Genomic DNA, 14,894 nt, shown 5'->3' on the forward strand with positions numbered 1-14,894 from the left:
TTTTTAGCAAAAACAGCGCTAAAAGACGCCGGGCAGAATGGCCGAAGCGGGCGCTGAGACCCGCTCCTACAGCCGTTAATCGTTTTTAAACAACCCCTTTAGCCCATGTGGTTCTGAACGCCAATATTGTGGTGGTGCCTGCACTTTTGCACCCAACCTAGCCGCCGCATGCCATGGCCAGCGCGGGTTGTAGAGAATACCGCGCGCCAGGGCCACCATGTCAGCCTGGCCGGTAGCAACAATCGCTTCCGCCTGTTCTGGTTCGGTGATTAGCCCCACGGCGATGGTTGGCATGCCGACTTCATGCATGATGGTTGCTGCAAAAGGCACCTGATAATTCGGGCCAAGCGGGATCTGCTGCTGTGGTGATAGGCCACCGCTGGAAATATGAATGTAATCACAGCCCTGCGTTTTCAAGGCTGTTGCCAGTTCAACAGATTGCCGCTCATCCCAACCGCCAGCCACCCAGTCGCTGGCGGAAATACGCACGCCAACCGCTTTTTGCGCCGGGAACACGGCCCGTACTTCACTGAAAATTTCCAGCAGTAAGCGCATGCGGTTTTGCAGTGAACCGCCATATTGATCGTCGCGCTGGTTAGCCAGCGGCGAGAGGAACTGATGCAGCAGATAACCGTGCGCACCGTGCAGTTCGATCAGATCGAAACCGAGGCAATCGGCACGCCGTGCGGCGGCGACAAACTGTGCTTTCAATAGCTCAATTTGCCTCAGGCTCATGGCTTGCGGCGCTTTATCGTGAGGATTAAAAGGCAACCCTGAAGCCGAAAGGGTTTGCCAGCCACCTTCCGTGCTGGGAAGTTGCCCGCCGCCTTCCCAAGGAACGGCGCAGGAGGCTTTACGGCCCGCATGGCCCAATTGGATGCCGAGCGGCATGGTAGCGTGCTTTTTGACCGCCTGAATCACCGCTGCCAGAGCCTGTTCGGTCGCATCATCCCACAAGCCTAAATCTCCCGGTGAAATCCGGCCTTCTGGTGACACGGCGGTGGCTTCAACAATCAGCAATCCGGCCCCTGAGAGCGCCAGATGGCCGAGGTGCATGGTGTGCCATTCGGTGGCTTTACCGTTATCGGCTGAATACTGGCACATTGGCGCGATAATGATGCGGTTGGGCAACCGCAGTTGCCCAAGGGTGATGGGGGTAAAGAGCTGGCTCATAATGTCCTCATGGTCCGTCAGAATAGAGAGTACGGTAATGATTAGGCTTATCGGGATTGGCGAATAACGTCAAGTGCTGTGTGCTAAGCATGGCCGTTGGGTAATGCTGTGTTTTCGGGTATGATGTGCGCCGCGCGCGGGCCTGCGGCCTGAACGCACTCAATCAGTCACCCCTCGAAAGACAGGAAAGTACACCATGCCAGTGTTACATAACCGAATTTCTAACGAGGAACTGAAGGCGCGTATGCTGGCCGAAACCGAGCCACGCACCACAGTTTCTTTTTATAAATATTTTACCCTTGATGACCCTAAGGCGTTTCGCGACAGCCTGTATATTCAGTTCGATAAGCTGAAGGTTTTTGGCCGCATTTATGTGGCTAAAGAGGGCATCAATGCGCAGATCAGCGTGCCGCAGAGCCATTTTGACGCCTTCAAAGCCACCTTATTTGCGGCCCACCCGGCGTTGGATCAGGTGCGGCTGAACATTGCTCTGGAAGACGACGGTAAATCCTTCTGGGTGCTGCGTCTGAAAGTCCGTGAGCGCATCGTTGCTGATGGTATTGACGATGCCACTTTTAACCCGGCGAATGTGGGTGAATATTTACAGGCCGACCGCGTCAACCAGATGATTGACGATCCGAATACTCTGTTTGTGGATATGCGTAATCACTACGAGTATGAGGTCGGGCATTTTGAACATGCGATCGAAGTGCCTTCTGACACTTTCCGCGAGCAGTTGCCGATGGCGGTGGAAATGCTGCAGGAGCAGAAAGACAAGAATATCGTCATGTACTGCACTGGCGGGATCCGCTGTGAAAAAGCCAGCGCCTATATGTTGCATAACGGTTTCAAGAACGTTTATCACGTGGAAGGCGGGATCATCGAATATGCCCGTAAGGCAAAAGAGCAGGGTTTACCGCTGAAATTTATCGGCAAGAACTTTGTGTTTGACGAGCGTATGGGAGAGCGTATCTCTGAAGATGTGATTGCCCATTGCCACCAGTGCGGCGAGCCCTGTGATACGCACACCAATTGCCTGAATGACGGCTGTCATCTGCTGTTCATTCAGTGCCCGAGTTGCGCTACCAAGTTTGCAGGCTGTTGCAGTGAAAGTTGCTGTGAAGAACTGAAGTTACCGCGTGATGAGCAGCGCGCACGCCGTGCCGGCCGCGAAAATGGCGTCAAAATCTTCAATAAGTCCAAGGGATTGTTGCAGACCACGATGCACATACCGGAACCCAAAAAATAGGGCTCAGAAAACTGAGCCCATGTTGCAGGGGTGCGAAATCAGCGCCCTTGTTTATTACTTCTCGCGAACACCTTCCACAGAAATAATCAGCTCAACGTCTTGAGAAGCCGGGCCGAGATCGGTGGTGATGCCAAAGTCTTTCAGCTTGATTTTGCCGTTAGCTTCGAAACCCGCGCGGTAGCCACCCCAAGGATCGTTACCTTGACCTGTCAGTTTGGCATCCAGGGTGACCGGTTTGGTCACGCCGTTCAGCGTCAGGTTGCCGACAACCGCATAGCCATCGCCATTTTTCTTCACTTCGGTGGATTCGAACGTTGCTTGCTTGTGTTTTTCTACGTTCAGGAATTCAGCGCTGCGCAGGTGCTTGTCACGTTCTGCGTGGTTGGTGTCCACGCTGGCGGTATTGATCGTGACGTTCACTTTATCTTTGGCCGGATCCTTTTCATCGAAGGTGAAACCACCGTCAAAGTCCTTGAAAGAACCATATAACCAGCTGTAACCCAAGTGTTGGATGCGGAATTCGATAAAGGCATGTTGCCCCTGTTTATCGATCTTAAAGTTGGCGGCCAACGCGGAACCCGCGCTTAACAGCAGGGCACCAGCAGTGAGGCCTAATACGGTCTTCTTCAACATAGCAATCTCCATAATACCAAGAGGTTAATCGGCGCTGCGACCCAGCATCCGTTTCAAAGTAACATCACCATCAATAAAGTGATGTTTAAGCGCAGCCAGAGCATGCAGTGCTGAAAGCACGACAACAGCCCAGGCCAGGTAAAGGTGAATCGTTCCGGCGGTATCGGCCTGTTGGGGGATACCGGTCAGAGAGGCGGGCACATCAAACCAGCCGAAAACGCTGATCGCCTGACCATCGGCGGTGGAAATCAGGTAACCACTGATCAGGATGGCAAACAGCACGGTATATAACGCGATGTGAGCCAGCACGGCGCTCACGCGCGTGAAACGGCTATAGCTGGCCAATGGTTTGGGTGGCGGGGAAACAAAACGCCAAATGATTCGCACCAGCATGACGATAAACAGCAGAACACCGATGCCTTTGTGGATCTCGGGTGCCGGGTGATACCACGCGTCGTAATAGCCCAGCGTGACCATCCATAGACCGAGGGCAAACATCCCGTATACCGTCAGTGCAACCAACCAGTGGATCAGAACAGAAACATGACCAAAGCGGTCAGCAGTATTTTTCCAGAGCATTAGGCTTCCTTACGTGACTCATTTTCTGGCAGCAATAATTAAACGTTAAAAAACATAAAAGCAATAATAAATTCAACTATGTTACTTCTTTATAATATTAATCAGTGGATTTGTGTGAGTTCTTGACAACTTAATCAAATGAATCGTTGGAGTGAGTATTTTTCTGTGAACATAAAATTCGCATTACTGGTTGAATTTATTTGATTTTACTTATTATTGTCAGGTTTTGTCATGTTGCGTAAATATCATTGAAGACGATGAGAAATAATACGCTAACGACTTTGGTGATTATTTATCCTGCTAAGGGAAATGGGGGATTATCCTTAGCTATCCCCTCATATGAGTGAGGCATGGTACGGCTTCTGAGGTATGATCTCCGTTATTGACCCGCTAATAACGAGCAGACAATCTCCATGCTTAACCACGAAATAATCCTTAACCACATTGATGACATATTCGGGCAGGACATGCATGCCAAGCGTGTATTGTCGCTCGCCAATGCAACCCACGGGGTGATTGAGTCGGGCTCATTGGCCATCCATGCAATTGGCAATGGGCTCTCTTTGGCAAGCGGCCTTGAGCGAAAGCACGCCGTCAAGCAGGTTGATAGACTGCTCACCAACACTAAACTAAACGTCTGGAGCCTGTTTGATGACTGGGTTCCCTATGTGGTGGCTGAACGTACTGACATCGTCGTCTCCATGGATTGGACTGAGTTTGATACTGATGACCACAGCACCCTGGTTATCAGCTTGCAAACCAACCATGGACGCAACACGCCGCTCCTGTGGAAAACCCACCAGAAATCCTTGCTCAAAGGGCAACGCAACGCTCATGAAAAGGCGCTGTTAACCAAGCTCAGGAAGACCTTGCCGCAAGGGGTTTTTGTCACCGTCGTGGCGGACCGTGGCTTCGGTTATATGGCGTTGTTTGAACGTCTTGAACAAGAGTTGGGTTTTGCCTATATCATTCGTTTTAAAAGCAATATTCTCGTTGGCTACCCAGGTATGGCTCAGGTGCCGGCGACTGAATGGCTTACCCCGACCGGGCGAACTCGCACGCTCAAAGAGGTGGAGCTTACCGGGCAACGACAGCGGGTCGAGCGGGTCTATTGCTGTCACAAGAGCGGTATGAAAGAGCCGTGGTTTCTGGCGAGTAATCGCGTCGATTTGAGCGCTGCCAAGGCCTTGAGTCTGTATGGTCAGCGCTGGGGTATCGAGAGCAGTTTTCGGGACATCAAGGACTACAGATTTGGCATGGGAATGGGTCAGGTTCGTGTCAAAAATCCGGCACGACGCGACCGATTATTTCTGTTCAGTGCGCTGGCGATAGTCCTGTTGACGCTGCTGGGCAAGGCGGGTGACAGCGTGGGTCTGGAACGAACGATCAAGGTCAATACCAGCAAAAGCCGAACGTATTCATTTTTCCGACAGGGTGTCATCTACTATCAGTTGCTGCCTAAAATGAAAGAAGCCTACGCGACGTTGTTGATGGAGAAGTTTACTTATTACCTGAGGCAGCATCGGTTATATACCCGCACACTTGGAATTATTTGAGTCTCTAAAAATGAGGGGATCATTGCAGCATCGGTTATATACCCGCACACTTGGAATTATTTGAGTCTCTAAAAATGAGGGGATCATTAAGGGGATTATCTTATTTTACCCCTACGTTCGGCGGTGATTTACCTGCGCCAGTGCGGCAGAGTTTGCTAATATGATAGTTATCAACGGTTCGCGTGGCCGGTTTTACGCAAGGAAATCTCATGGGCAGTTTTGAATTTAATGACCGTAAGCTTCGCTTGATCATGATGCTGGCTATGCTGGTGGTTATTTTGGCCGGAATCAAGGCTGCTGCGGATATTGTGGTGCCTTTCCTGCTGGCGGTGTTCCTTGCTATCGTGCTCAATCCGTTAGTGGTATTACTGGAACGCTGCCGGGTGCCGAGGGGATTGAGCGTGATGCTGCTGGTGATTACCGTCATCGTGCTGTTAATGACGTTTATCAGCATGTTGGGCTCTTCCTTGAATGAGTTTGCTCGTTCCCTGCCGCAGTATCGCGGCATGATGCTGGAAAAAATACGCGAACTGCAATATTACGCCGAGCGTTTCAATATCGATATTACGATCTCCGCCGATGCCATGGTCAAGTTTGTTGATCCTGGTGCCACGATGAATCTGGTCACCCGTCTGTTAGGCCATCTTTCCGGCGCCATGACCAGCATTTTTCTGTTACTGATGACGGTAGTATTCATGCTGTTTGAAGTTCAGCTCTTACCATACAAATTGCGGCAGGCGCTGGACAAACCTAATGAAGGCATGGCGGCCATTCAACGTGCATTGAAAGGAGTGACGCACTATCTGGTGATCAAAACGGCTATCAGCTTGGGCACCGGGCTGATTGTCTGGGCATTCCTGACCTGGGTGGGCGTCCGCTTTGCGTTTATCTGGGGCATGATGGCGTTTATGTTTAATTTCATCCCTAATATCGGCTCGGTTATCGCGGCGATCCCACCGCTGATTCAAGCTCTGCTGTTTAACGGTTTTGGCGATGCCATGGTGGTGGCAGGGGGATATGTCCTGATTAACCTGGTGATCGGCAATATGCTGGAACCGCGCATTATGGGCCGTGGCTTGGGGCTTTCCACGCTGGTGGTGTTCCTCTCTCTGATATTCTGGGGATGGCTTATGGGGCCGGTGGGGATGCTGCTCTCGGTGCCCTTGACCATCATTGCCCGCATCACGCTGGAAACGATGGACGGCGGGCAGAAATGGGCGGTGATCCTGGGCGATGGCCGCTTGGCGCGGGAAGACATTCAAGAGTAAAGAGCGTTCTATCCGTGTCTCGTTCGCTTATTGATGAATTTCCTTGCTGGGTTTTAGCCTGCAACCAGCCAGAACTGGCAAGTTGCAGGAGGGGGAGGATCAGAAGCGTTGCAGGCTGAAAGGGGCAATATCTAACGGAGAGGTCTTGTCTTGTGCGAACAGTGCTGCAATTTCGCCCAGAACGCTGGCGAATTTAAAGCCATGACCGCTCAGGCCAGTGATCACCATCAGCCGTTGGCAATCTGGCAGGGTATCAATGATAAAGTCTTCATCCGGGCTCATGTCGTAGCTGCAAACTTCGCCACGCAAGCAGACGCCGACGCCTGGCAGGAACTGACGCAGAAAACCAAACACTTCAGCGCCATCGCTGGCGACAGTACCAAAAGGCCTGCGTTGCTCAGCGGTTTCAATCGGTTGGCCACCATCGTGTTTGCCTACTTTTAAGCCGTCATTATCAGAGGGGAAACCGTAGTAGCGGCCGCCATCCGATGCTTCGACGGTAAATGCGGGGAATTGATTATTCTCACTGTAACGACCGTCAGCCTGATACCAGGAGAAAACTTTGCGCAGTGGCATGATCGGCAACTGTGGCAACAGGTTTTTCACCCAGGAACCCGCAGCGATCACCGCCTTACGGCCCTGAAAACGCCCTTCAGCGGTTACGACTTCTACACCACCTTCAATCGGTTCAACTGCGCTGACTGGGCAGTTGAACAGTTGCGCACAGCCAGCTTCTCTTGCCAGCCTGATGTAGCTGGCAATTGCTACTTCAGAAAGCAAAACTCCGGCATCGGGTTCGAATACGCCGATGTAGCCCTCAGGAGCATTAAATTCGGCCCAACGCTGCTTTATTTGTTCTGTGCTCAGCAACTGCGTGTTGAGGTTGTAGCTTTTTGCACTGTGTTGCACGTTAGTAATAAACTCGGAACCTGGTGGGCCCATATTGAGCACGCCACAAGGGTGGAACAGTTTTTCACCGCTTTTTTGCTCCAATCCATTCCACAGCGCCTGGGCGCGCAGAATGAATGGCACGTATTTTTCACCTTCACCGTAAGCATGGCGGATAATCCGCGTAGCGCCATGGTGGCTGCCGTTACGGTGTGGCGGTATTGCGCTATCAATCATGAGCACTTTTAAGCCGTTGCTGGTGGCGTAATAGCCCGCAGCTGCGCCAACCGAACCGCTGCCCACGATGATTAAGTCATATTCCACGCGCCTTACCTTCTCTGTTATCTATGGCCTAGGTTTTTATGATAAGAGTTTGGCGGCGGCAATGCACTCGCCGTGCAGGAATAGCACCAAATAAAAAGGCGCCACAGAGTTGCTGGCGCCTTAGAGAGGGGTGATGCATGAATCAGTGTTTTCTTCGGTCAAGATCGTAGTAATCCGTTGATTCTATTTTTGCAATGCCAGCCTCTAAGATATTGATCAATTGGCGGGCGACATCTGTGGTTAGCCAAAGCGTTCGATCCACTTGAGCTTCTTCGGCTGCTTGGTCTAGAGAAGACAGGTAATGAAGACGAATCATCATGGCATTATAAACATCGACGGTACTGATATCCCAGCCAACAAGCGGATGTGTCTGAATAACTTCATCATTTCTGTCCATAAAGACCCCTTATCAAGTAGTGACTAGCATGAGTTACTAACGAGGATCAATGCGACTTATTGCTGTGAAGAACAGTTACAGTATACGCACCCCGGCTTAACTGTGGGGCTTTTCCTGTAATTTATAAAAAATAATTACTTATTTGAACGATTATCAGGCAAACCCGTAAGCAGGCCATAAAATATGCTGCACAAGTTCTATTCCGTAACGGGATTGATGATCTGGTGGTAGGGAAGGTTCTCTAGCTCGATGATTAAATCAGCGGAAATGCCAGCAAGGGTCAAACATGGCAGAAACAAAAAAGCCGGAGAGCGACCTCCGGCAACAACAGCATTGCAGTGTTATTTATTCTGCGCTGAACCAATCGTCGGCACTTTCCCAGGTTTCCTGGAGTATTTCCTCGATCAGGTCTTTATCCGTTTTAGCTCCGCCCAGCACAGACAGCCCATTGGCTCCGGCATAACGCACCTGCACGCTGGTGTCAGGGAACTGGCGGTTTACCCGTTTACTGAATTCGCCAGTCAGGGCTTCGATTGCCCCTGGCGGCAGTGGTTTGGTTTTATCGATAGTGACTTCAATACGCATAATTGCCCCCGAAGCTATTTACTGTTTATTTATACAGTAACCTGTATTCGGAGGCAAGAGCCAACCTAAAAAAAGATCAACAGGCTGCCACAGACCAATTAATGCTTTCCCCGGCCAAGAACGGAACAAGCGATTCACTGCCCAGCACGATCTCTTCCGGTTGGGTTACCGCTACGCGTTGTAGCTCGATAAAGTCTTCGTTAACCGGTAAACCGTAGAAGCGTGGGCCATTCAGCGAACAGAAGGCTTCGAGATGTTCCAGCGCGCCTAGCTGTTCGAATACGGTGGCATAAGCGGGCATCGCGCTCGGTGCGTTGAATACGCCAGCACAGCCGCAGCTGGACTCCTTACGATGCTTGGCATGGGGTGCGGAATCGGTACCCAGGAAGAACCGTTCAGAACCGCTGGCAACCGCTTTACGCAGCGCTTCCTGATGAATGTTGCGTTTCAGAATGGGCAAGCAGAACAGATGCGGGCGGATCCCGCCAACCAGCATATGGTTGCGGTTGAACATCAGGTGCTGCGGGGTGATTGTCGCGCCAAGGAAATGATTGCCTTCCTGCACATACTGGGCCGCTTCTTGGGTAGTGATGTGTTCGAAAACAATTTTCAGCTCAGGGAATTGGCGGCGGATAGGTTCCATTACCTGATCGATAAAACGTGCCTCACGGTCAAAGATATCGATGGCTGAATCGGTCACTTCACCGTGGATCAACAGCGGCATGCCTATTTTCTGCATCTGCTCAAGCAGCGGGTAGATCGCTTTAATATCACTGACGCCGTGGCTGGAGTTGGTCGTTGCATTGGCAGGATACAGCTTGGCAGCGGTAAAAACTCCTTGTTCGAAACCATTAACCAGCTCTGTGGCCGCCAGAGAGTCGGTTAAATAGCAGGTCATCAGCGGTGTGAATTTATGCTCCGCAGGAATTGCCGCCAGAATACGATCGCGATAGCTGATGGCTGCCGCGATGGTGGTGATCGGTGGTGCCAGGTTTGGCATCACAATCGCCCGACCAAATACCTGACTGGTATAAGGCAGAACCGTTTTCAGCATGTCATCGTCACGCAGATGGATGTGCCAGTCGTCAGGGCGGCGGATTTTCAGGGCTTGAGGTTGTGCGGTCATGTTGCAAAGCTCCGGCGGTCAGAAAAATATCGTAATAAAAGCGAATAATTGAGGGTTATTCACGCCGGGGTGTAAGCATAAGCGGAAAGCGTTCAGGATGCATCTGTTTGTTAATGACGAATTGATTTTCAGCGGGAATAAAAATCTATGGTCACCCCCGTTTTTGCAACACTGATTTTGATTTATGATGGGCTTGCTTAAATCTATCCGGCGTCACTATGGGCAAGGATGCCCGCGCCACGATGAGTTCCGCGCCTGATAAACCTAAAAAACCCGGCGGCTTCCAAGAGCCATTTTTTATGTTAGGTTTTTCATCAGGCCGTTTGGCCGTTCATGTCATCAATAATCAGTCTTCGCAAAACCAGATGGGTAACTACTTTAATTAGCGTTAAATCTGTCGGTTAAGGCAGGTTTAACGCTACCTTTCGAACACGGTTTGCCCTGTCGTTACTGCCCACGCTATCCGAGCGAGTTTGTTAGCCAACGCGCAAGCAACGACATTGGAATGCTTTCGTGTCAGTTGCTCTCTGACCCAGTCGGCAAGATGTCCTGACTGGGAGTCAATGTGCTGGAGAAAAACCCTGGCACACTGAACAAGCAACTGGCGCAACTTTTTATCACCGCGTTTACTTATCCCCAGTAACGTATTTTTCCCGCCAGTGCTGTGCTGTCGGGGAACTAAACCTGTTGCAGCCGCAAAATCACGGCTGCGAGCATATTGTTTGCCATCCCCCAGGTGAGAGGACAAAACGCTGGCGGTTATAGGACCGATGCCAGGGATGGTCAATAAGCGCTGCCCGGTATCATCACGGCTCAGCTCTTGCTTCAACGCCACTTCCAGTTCTGTGATCTGTTCGACCAGATAAAGGTAATGGGCGTGTAAACGCATAAGCAGTTGTGCCAGATAGGGCGGAAGCTCATTATCTGCCAGTACCGCAGCAAGGCGTTTTATCACTGCAATCCCGACCGGCATGCTGATGCCAAACTCCAGCAAAAAAGCATGCATCTGGTTGGTTGTTTTGACCTTGTCTCTAACCAGCGACTCCCTGACGCGATGTAAAGCTCGCATGGCCTGCTGAGCCTCAGTTCTCGGCTGTACAAACCGCATGGAAGGACGTGAGGCAGCCTCACATATCGCTTCAGCATCGACGAAATCATTCTTGTTGCTCTTAACAAAAGGACGGACAAACTGCGGAGAAATAAGCCTGGCCTCATGGCCTAAGTCTGATATGCGACGAGCCATAAAGTGCGCACCGGCACAGGCCTCCATAACAACAGTCGCAGAGGAACAGCCAGCGAGAAACTCAAATAACTTGGCTCGAGTAAGTTTTTTACGAAGAAGCGCCCTGCCAGACTTATCCTGACAGTGAACATGGAACGAATGCTTGCCGAGAGCGATACCGATGAGTGTAACGTTTTGCATGATGATCCCCTTCAGAAAAAAAACACCCTGTCAGAGTACCGCTCACAGGGTGGGGGTGACCATCTCATTAACCCGCCAAAAGAGGCGGGTTCTTAATCGCGCAGAGTGTTACTTAATCGTTAACTGGCTGCGGTTTAGTGGCAGGCGCAGTGGCTTGATTTGCCGCTGCATGGCCACCAGCAGAACCTTTGCCTTCAAAATTGAAGGAAGGGCGCTGCCATTCACTGTGCTTCGGTGCTTCTGGCTCGTAGCTTGGAGCTGGTGCCTTGGTCATCGGAGCGGTAGCAATATGCTTGTAGAGCACATCCGGCACGTTCTGAATAGGCGCAGACATTGGTTGCTCAACAACATGCGGTTGCTGCACAGGAGCAGAAACCGTTTCCTGTTCCACTTCTTGAACCGCTTCAGTTTCTACTTCTGCCTGTGCTGCGAATTCCTGTTCAGGAACGGCTGCGAACGCTGGAGCTTTGACTTCTGCTGGCACATCAACTACAAGGCTAATGAATGTTTCAGCCACAGTTTCAACCGGAGCTTCTACAGGTTGTACAACATCTTCGGCCGCTGGGCTGCTGATGGTAGCCTGACTGACTTCGGTTTGTGGTTCTGCATATTCTACAACTGGTTGAGTTTCAACCACTTGCTGCTCCTGCACGACTTCCGCAATAACCGGGGCAGCAATGCTGGCGACAGCGACGACTTCGGTTGTGATATCAGCAGCAGATTCCACCTGAACTTCAGCTGGCTCAGTCAGTTGCGTCACTTGAGTGACAGGGTAACTTACCCATACCTTGCCTGACGCCATTTCTGGTGATGCAAAAGCACCGGCCAACGGCATTGGAGAATGGTTAGGATAACGCTCGTCACGATAACGACGACGACGCTGGCCGCTAACGCGCAAGTGTCGCGGTGAACGGCGTGAACGGCGTGGCATGCCGTTTTCACCGTTATTACGGTTATCTGCCTGTGCATTATCGTCAGAGTGAACTGCAACGGTTTCAGGCAGCAGTTTCACGCTTTCCGCCACTACGGCAACTTGAGACACTTCAGTTTTCACCGGGAGTGCTTTTGGTGCCAGCAGCTCTTCTGCTGCACGATGCAGTTCCTCTTCCGCAGACAGTACACGAACTTTTTGCGACAGCGGACGACGCTGACGGCGCTGCATTGGCTGCTGGTGACGCTCTTCCTGATCTTCATCGCTGCTGATAACTTCACTATCAACGGTTTCCAGCACTTTAACGTCTTGCGGAGCCTGGCGTTTTTCTTCCTGGCGGCGGCGTTGACGCTCGGAGCGCTGTTCACGGCGTTGCTGTTGCTCATCACGCTGTGCTTTAGCGGCTTCTTCAGTCTGGACTTCATCGGTAACAACAACAGGTGCCGTTTGTTGTGCGTTGCGGCGGTTATTACGACGCTGATCGTCACGACCTTCACGCGGCTCGCGGTTTTCGCGCGGTTCACGGTTATCACGTTCGCGATTGTCACGGTTCTCGCTACGCTCTTTACGATCCCCGCGCTCGCCACGTTCTTTGCGGGCAGTGCCCTGACGGCGTTGACCACGACGATCTTGACGACGGTTGTCACTGTTTTCTGTCTGAACGACTTCGGCCGGTTGGGCTTCGGTTTTTGGTTCTTCTTCGCTGGCGAAGAAAGATTTCAGGCCACCGAACAGACGGCTTAACAGACCGGGCTTGGTTTCCACTGCAACTGGTGCTGCCGGTTTGACGGCAGCTACAGGTTTGGCAACAGCAGGCTCTTCGTCCGGAGGTGGAGCATCAGCAGCACCCAAAGAGAAGGAGGCCAGAGCCGGTTGTTCAGGACGCTTGCGCTCAATTGGCGCATCTTCCTGTGGCTGAGCCATTTCTTCTTCATGCAGCTTCGGCAACAGGTAGCTCAGGGTAGGGGTTTCTTCGCCCTTACGCACGCGCAGCACCGAATAATGCGGAGTCTGCATTTGATCGTTAGGCACGATGATCGCTTTCACGCCACCCTGACGTTTTTCGATCGCACTAACAGATTCACGCTTTTCGTTCAGCAGGTAAGAAGCCACCTGAACGGGAACAATGGCATGAACTTCTTTAGTATTCTCTTTCAGCGCTTCTTCTTCGATCAAACGCAGAATCGACAACGCCAGCGATTCGTTATCACGAATGGTTCCGGTGCCGCTACAGCGTGGGCAGACGTGATGGCTGGATTCACCCAGTGATGGGCTGAGGCGCTGACGTGACATTTCCAGCAGGCCAAAACGAGAGATCCGGCCAATCTGGATACGGGCACGATCCTGACGAACCGCATCGCGCAGACGGTTTTCCACTTCACGCTGATGTCGCACTGGCGTCATGTCGATAAAGTCGATAACGATCAGGCCGCCTAAGTCACGCAGGCGCAACTGGCGGGCAATTTCGTCTGCCGCTTCCAGGTTGGTATTAAATGCGGTTTCTTCGATATCGCCGCCGCGGGTTGCACGCGCGGAGTTGATATCGATAGCGGTCAAGGCTTCGGTGGTGTCGATAACAATGGAACCACCAGAAGGCAGACGCACTTCACGCTGGAATGCCGATTCGATCTGCGATTCGATTTGATAATGGCTGAACAGTGGGATTTCACCGCTGTACAGTTTGATTTTGCTGCTGAAATCCGGGCGGCCCAAGGCGGCGATATGCTCCTTGGCCAGATCGAGAACTTTCGGGTTGTCGATCAGGATTTCACCGATGTCCGGGCGCAGATAATCGCGGAAGGCACGTACGATAACGTTACTTTCCTGATGGATCAGGAATGGCGCAGGGCGGCCTTCGGCGGCTTTTTTAATCGCTTCCCAGTGCTTCAGGCGGAAAGAGAGGTCCCATTGCAGCGCATCGGCAGACTTACCTACGCCTGCGGTACGGACAATCAGGCCCATGCCATCTGGCAATTGCAGGGAAGAAAGGGCTTCTTTCAGTTCGGTACGATCGTCACCTTCGATGCGGCGGGAAATCCCCCCTGCACGCGGGTTGTTCGGCATCAGTACCAAATAACTGCCAGCCAGACTGATAAAGGTGGTTAATGCCGCGCCTTTGTTACCGCGCTCTTCTTTATCAACCTGAACGATAACTTCCTGGCCTTCGCGCAGCACATCTTTGATGTTCGGGCGACCATGGGAAGAGTAATTGCTGGGGAAATATTCGCGAGCGATTTCTTTCAGGGGGAGGAAACCATGTCGTTCTGCGCCGTAGTCTACAAACGCTGCTTCAAGACTGGGTTCGATTCGAGTGATTTTGCCTTTGTAAATATTCGCTTTTTTCTGTTCATGGCCTGGACTTTCAATATCCAGATCGTACAGCCGCTGTCCATCTACAAGGGCAACACGCAACTCTTCCTGCTGAGTTGCGTTAATCAACATTCTTTTCATCTTAACTTACTCGTTATTTTTACATTATCGACAAAGCTGCGGGCAAAATAACCTCATGGCCGGGTTAAAAACCGAAAACCCCGTGTCTTCTCGCAAAGCCGTCAACCTCACGGTTGTCGCCTGCATAGGGGCGCATTATCTCGGTAAGCCTGTATTTCTTTGTGAAAACAGCGCTTTTTGACTCAGGGAATAGCCTCTGATTTACGTCGACAGATCTGATTCCATTTGCCGGCCAAGCTGCAACCCGCAGCCCGCTAATTGTTTGGTTTCACATTACGTCTTACGCCATTGCTGCGTTTTTGTGTAACCAG

General features: G+C 51.6%; 13 protein-coding genes. 4 read left to right on the top strand and 9 right to left on the bottom strand.

The features are described from left to right. Nucleotides 1-75: 75 nt before the first annotated feature. Nucleotides 76-1,173, bottom strand: a complete 1,098-nt coding sequence (locus ACX9GT_RS11185; protein WP_473191128.1) for an NADH:flavin oxidoreductase/NADH oxidase — start codon at nt 1,171-1,173, stop codon at nt 76-78. A 196-nt stretch (nt 1,174-1,369) separates the two neighbouring features. Here ACX9GT_RS11185 and trhO point away from each other — a divergent pair, with 196 nt between their 5' ends. Continuing rightward, nucleotides 1,370-2,422, top strand: a complete 1,053-nt coding sequence (gene trhO, locus ACX9GT_RS11190; RefSeq protein WP_473191129.1) for an oxygen-dependent tRNA uridine(34) hydroxylase TrhO — start codon at nt 1,370-1,372, stop codon at nt 2,420-2,422. Between the two features lie 54 nt (nt 2,423-2,476). Here the strand turns inward: trhO and ACX9GT_RS11195 are convergent, their stop codons facing one another. Next, nucleotides 2,477-3,055, bottom strand: coding sequence for a YceI family protein (locus ACX9GT_RS11195; RefSeq protein ID WP_473191130.1), 579 nt, complete (start codon nt 3,053-3,055; stop codon nt 2,477-2,479). A 24-nt stretch (nt 3,056-3,079) separates the two neighbouring features. Then, on the bottom strand, nt 3,080-3,634 hold the full coding sequence (locus ACX9GT_RS11200; RefSeq protein ID WP_473191131.1) for a cytochrome b: 555 nt from the start codon (nt 3,632-3,634) through the stop codon (nt 3,080-3,082). Between the two features lie 413 nt (nt 3,635-4,047). On the opposite strand from ACX9GT_RS11200, the gene ACX9GT_RS11205 reads away from it, so the two are divergent. Together ACX9GT_RS11205 and ACX9GT_RS11210 are read left to right on the top strand one after the other, a co-directional pair. Continuing rightward, nucleotides 4,048-5,190: an IS4 family transposase gene (locus tag ACX9GT_RS11205; RefSeq protein WP_473187570.1), complete on the top strand. Its 1,143-nt coding sequence runs from the start codon at nt 4,048-4,050 to the stop codon at nt 5,188-5,190. Nucleotides 5,191-5,399: 209 nt separating this feature from the next. Beyond that, nucleotides 5,400-6,458: an AI-2E family transporter gene (locus ACX9GT_RS11210; RefSeq protein ID WP_473191132.1), complete on the top strand. Its 1,059-nt coding sequence runs from the start codon at nt 5,400-5,402 to the stop codon at nt 6,456-6,458. Between the two features lie 99 nt (nt 6,459-6,557). Here ACX9GT_RS11210 and solA read toward each other — a convergent pair whose 3' ends face one another. From solA to pyrC, 4 genes are all read right to left on the bottom strand, one after another. Continuing rightward, nucleotides 6,558-7,670, bottom strand: coding sequence for an N-methyl-L-tryptophan oxidase (gene solA / locus ACX9GT_RS11215; protein WP_473191133.1), 1,113 nt, complete (start codon nt 7,668-7,670; stop codon nt 6,558-6,560). A gap of 142 nt (nt 7,671-7,812) precedes the next feature. Beyond that, entirely contained in the window at nt 7,813-8,067 is a 255-nt protein-coding gene (gene bssS / locus ACX9GT_RS11220) for a biofilm formation regulator BssS (protein WP_473191134.1), read from the bottom strand. A gap of 345 nt (nt 8,068-8,412) precedes the next feature. Next, on the bottom strand, nt 8,413-8,652 hold the full coding sequence (dinI, locus tag ACX9GT_RS11225; protein WP_473191135.1) for a DNA damage-inducible protein I: 240 nt from the start codon (nt 8,650-8,652) through the stop codon (nt 8,413-8,415). A gap of 76 nt (nt 8,653-8,728) precedes the next feature. After that, nucleotides 8,729-9,778 (bottom strand): dihydroorotase, encoded by a 1,050-nt coding sequence (gene pyrC / locus ACX9GT_RS11230; RefSeq protein ID WP_473191136.1) that lies wholly within the window; start codon nt 9,776-9,778, stop codon nt 8,729-8,731. 218 nt (nt 9,779-9,996) lie between these two features. Here pyrC and ACX9GT_RS11235 point away from each other — a divergent pair, with 218 nt between their 5' ends. Beyond that, nucleotides 9,997-10,164: a hypothetical protein gene (locus ACX9GT_RS11235; protein WP_473188563.1), complete on the top strand. Its 168-nt coding sequence runs from the start codon at nt 9,997-9,999 to the stop codon at nt 10,162-10,164. Between the two features lie 32 nt (nt 10,165-10,196). Here ACX9GT_RS11235 and ACX9GT_RS11240 read toward each other — a convergent pair whose 3' ends face one another. Continuing rightward, nucleotides 10,197-11,201, bottom strand: a complete 1,005-nt coding sequence (locus tag ACX9GT_RS11240) for an IS110 family RNA-guided transposase (RefSeq protein WP_473188564.1) — start codon at nt 11,199-11,201, stop codon at nt 10,197-10,199. Between the two features lie 112 nt (nt 11,202-11,313). After that, entirely contained in the window at nt 11,314-14,583 is a 3,270-nt protein-coding gene (gene rne, locus ACX9GT_RS11245) for a ribonuclease E (RefSeq protein WP_473191137.1), read from the bottom strand. Nucleotides 14,584-14,894 lie beyond the last annotated feature (311 nt).

The sequence above is a fragment of the Serratia sp. YWN4 genome, from assembly GCF_055790845.1.

Excerpts from the sequence above, each read along its gene's own strand:
- ACX9GT_RS11185 (WP_473191128.1), bottom strand. The coding sequence starts at position 1,173 with ATGAGCCAGCTCTTTACCCCCATCACCCTTGGGCAACTGCGGTTGCCC.
- trhO (WP_473191129.1), top strand. The coding sequence starts at position 1,370 with ATGCCAGTGTTACATAACCGAATTTCTAACGAGGAACTGAAGGCGCGT.
- ACX9GT_RS11195 (WP_473191130.1), bottom strand. The coding sequence starts at position 3,055 with ATGTTGAAGAAGACCGTATTAGGCCTCACTGCTGGTGCCCTGCTGTTA.
- ACX9GT_RS11200 (WP_473191131.1), bottom strand. The coding sequence starts at position 3,634 with ATGCTCTGGAAAAATACTGCTGACCGCTTTGGTCATGTTTCTGTTCTG.
- ACX9GT_RS11205 (WP_473187570.1), top strand. The coding sequence starts at position 4,048 with ATGCTTAACCACGAAATAATCCTTAACCACATTGATGACATATTCGGG.
- ACX9GT_RS11210 (WP_473191132.1), top strand. The coding sequence starts at position 5,400 with ATGGGCAGTTTTGAATTTAATGACCGTAAGCTTCGCTTGATCATGATG.
- bssS (WP_473191134.1), bottom strand. The coding sequence starts at position 8,067 with ATGGACAGAAATGATGAAGTTATTCAGACACATCCGCTTGTTGGCTGG.
- dinI (WP_473191135.1), bottom strand. The coding sequence starts at position 8,652 with ATGCGTATTGAAGTCACTATCGATAAAACCAAACCACTGCCGCCAGGG.
- pyrC (WP_473191136.1), bottom strand. The coding sequence starts at position 9,778 with ATGACCGCACAACCTCAAGCCCTGAAAATCCGCCGCCCTGACGACTGG.
- ACX9GT_RS11235 (WP_473188563.1), top strand. The coding sequence starts at position 9,997 with ATGGGCAAGGATGCCCGCGCCACGATGAGTTCCGCGCCTGATAAACCT.
- ACX9GT_RS11240 (WP_473188564.1), bottom strand. The coding sequence starts at position 11,201 with ATGCAAAACGTTACACTCATCGGTATCGCTCTCGGCAAGCATTCGTTC.
- rne (WP_473191137.1), bottom strand. The coding sequence starts at position 14,583 with ATGAAAAGAATGTTGATTAACGCAACTCAGCAGGAAGAGTTGCGTGTT.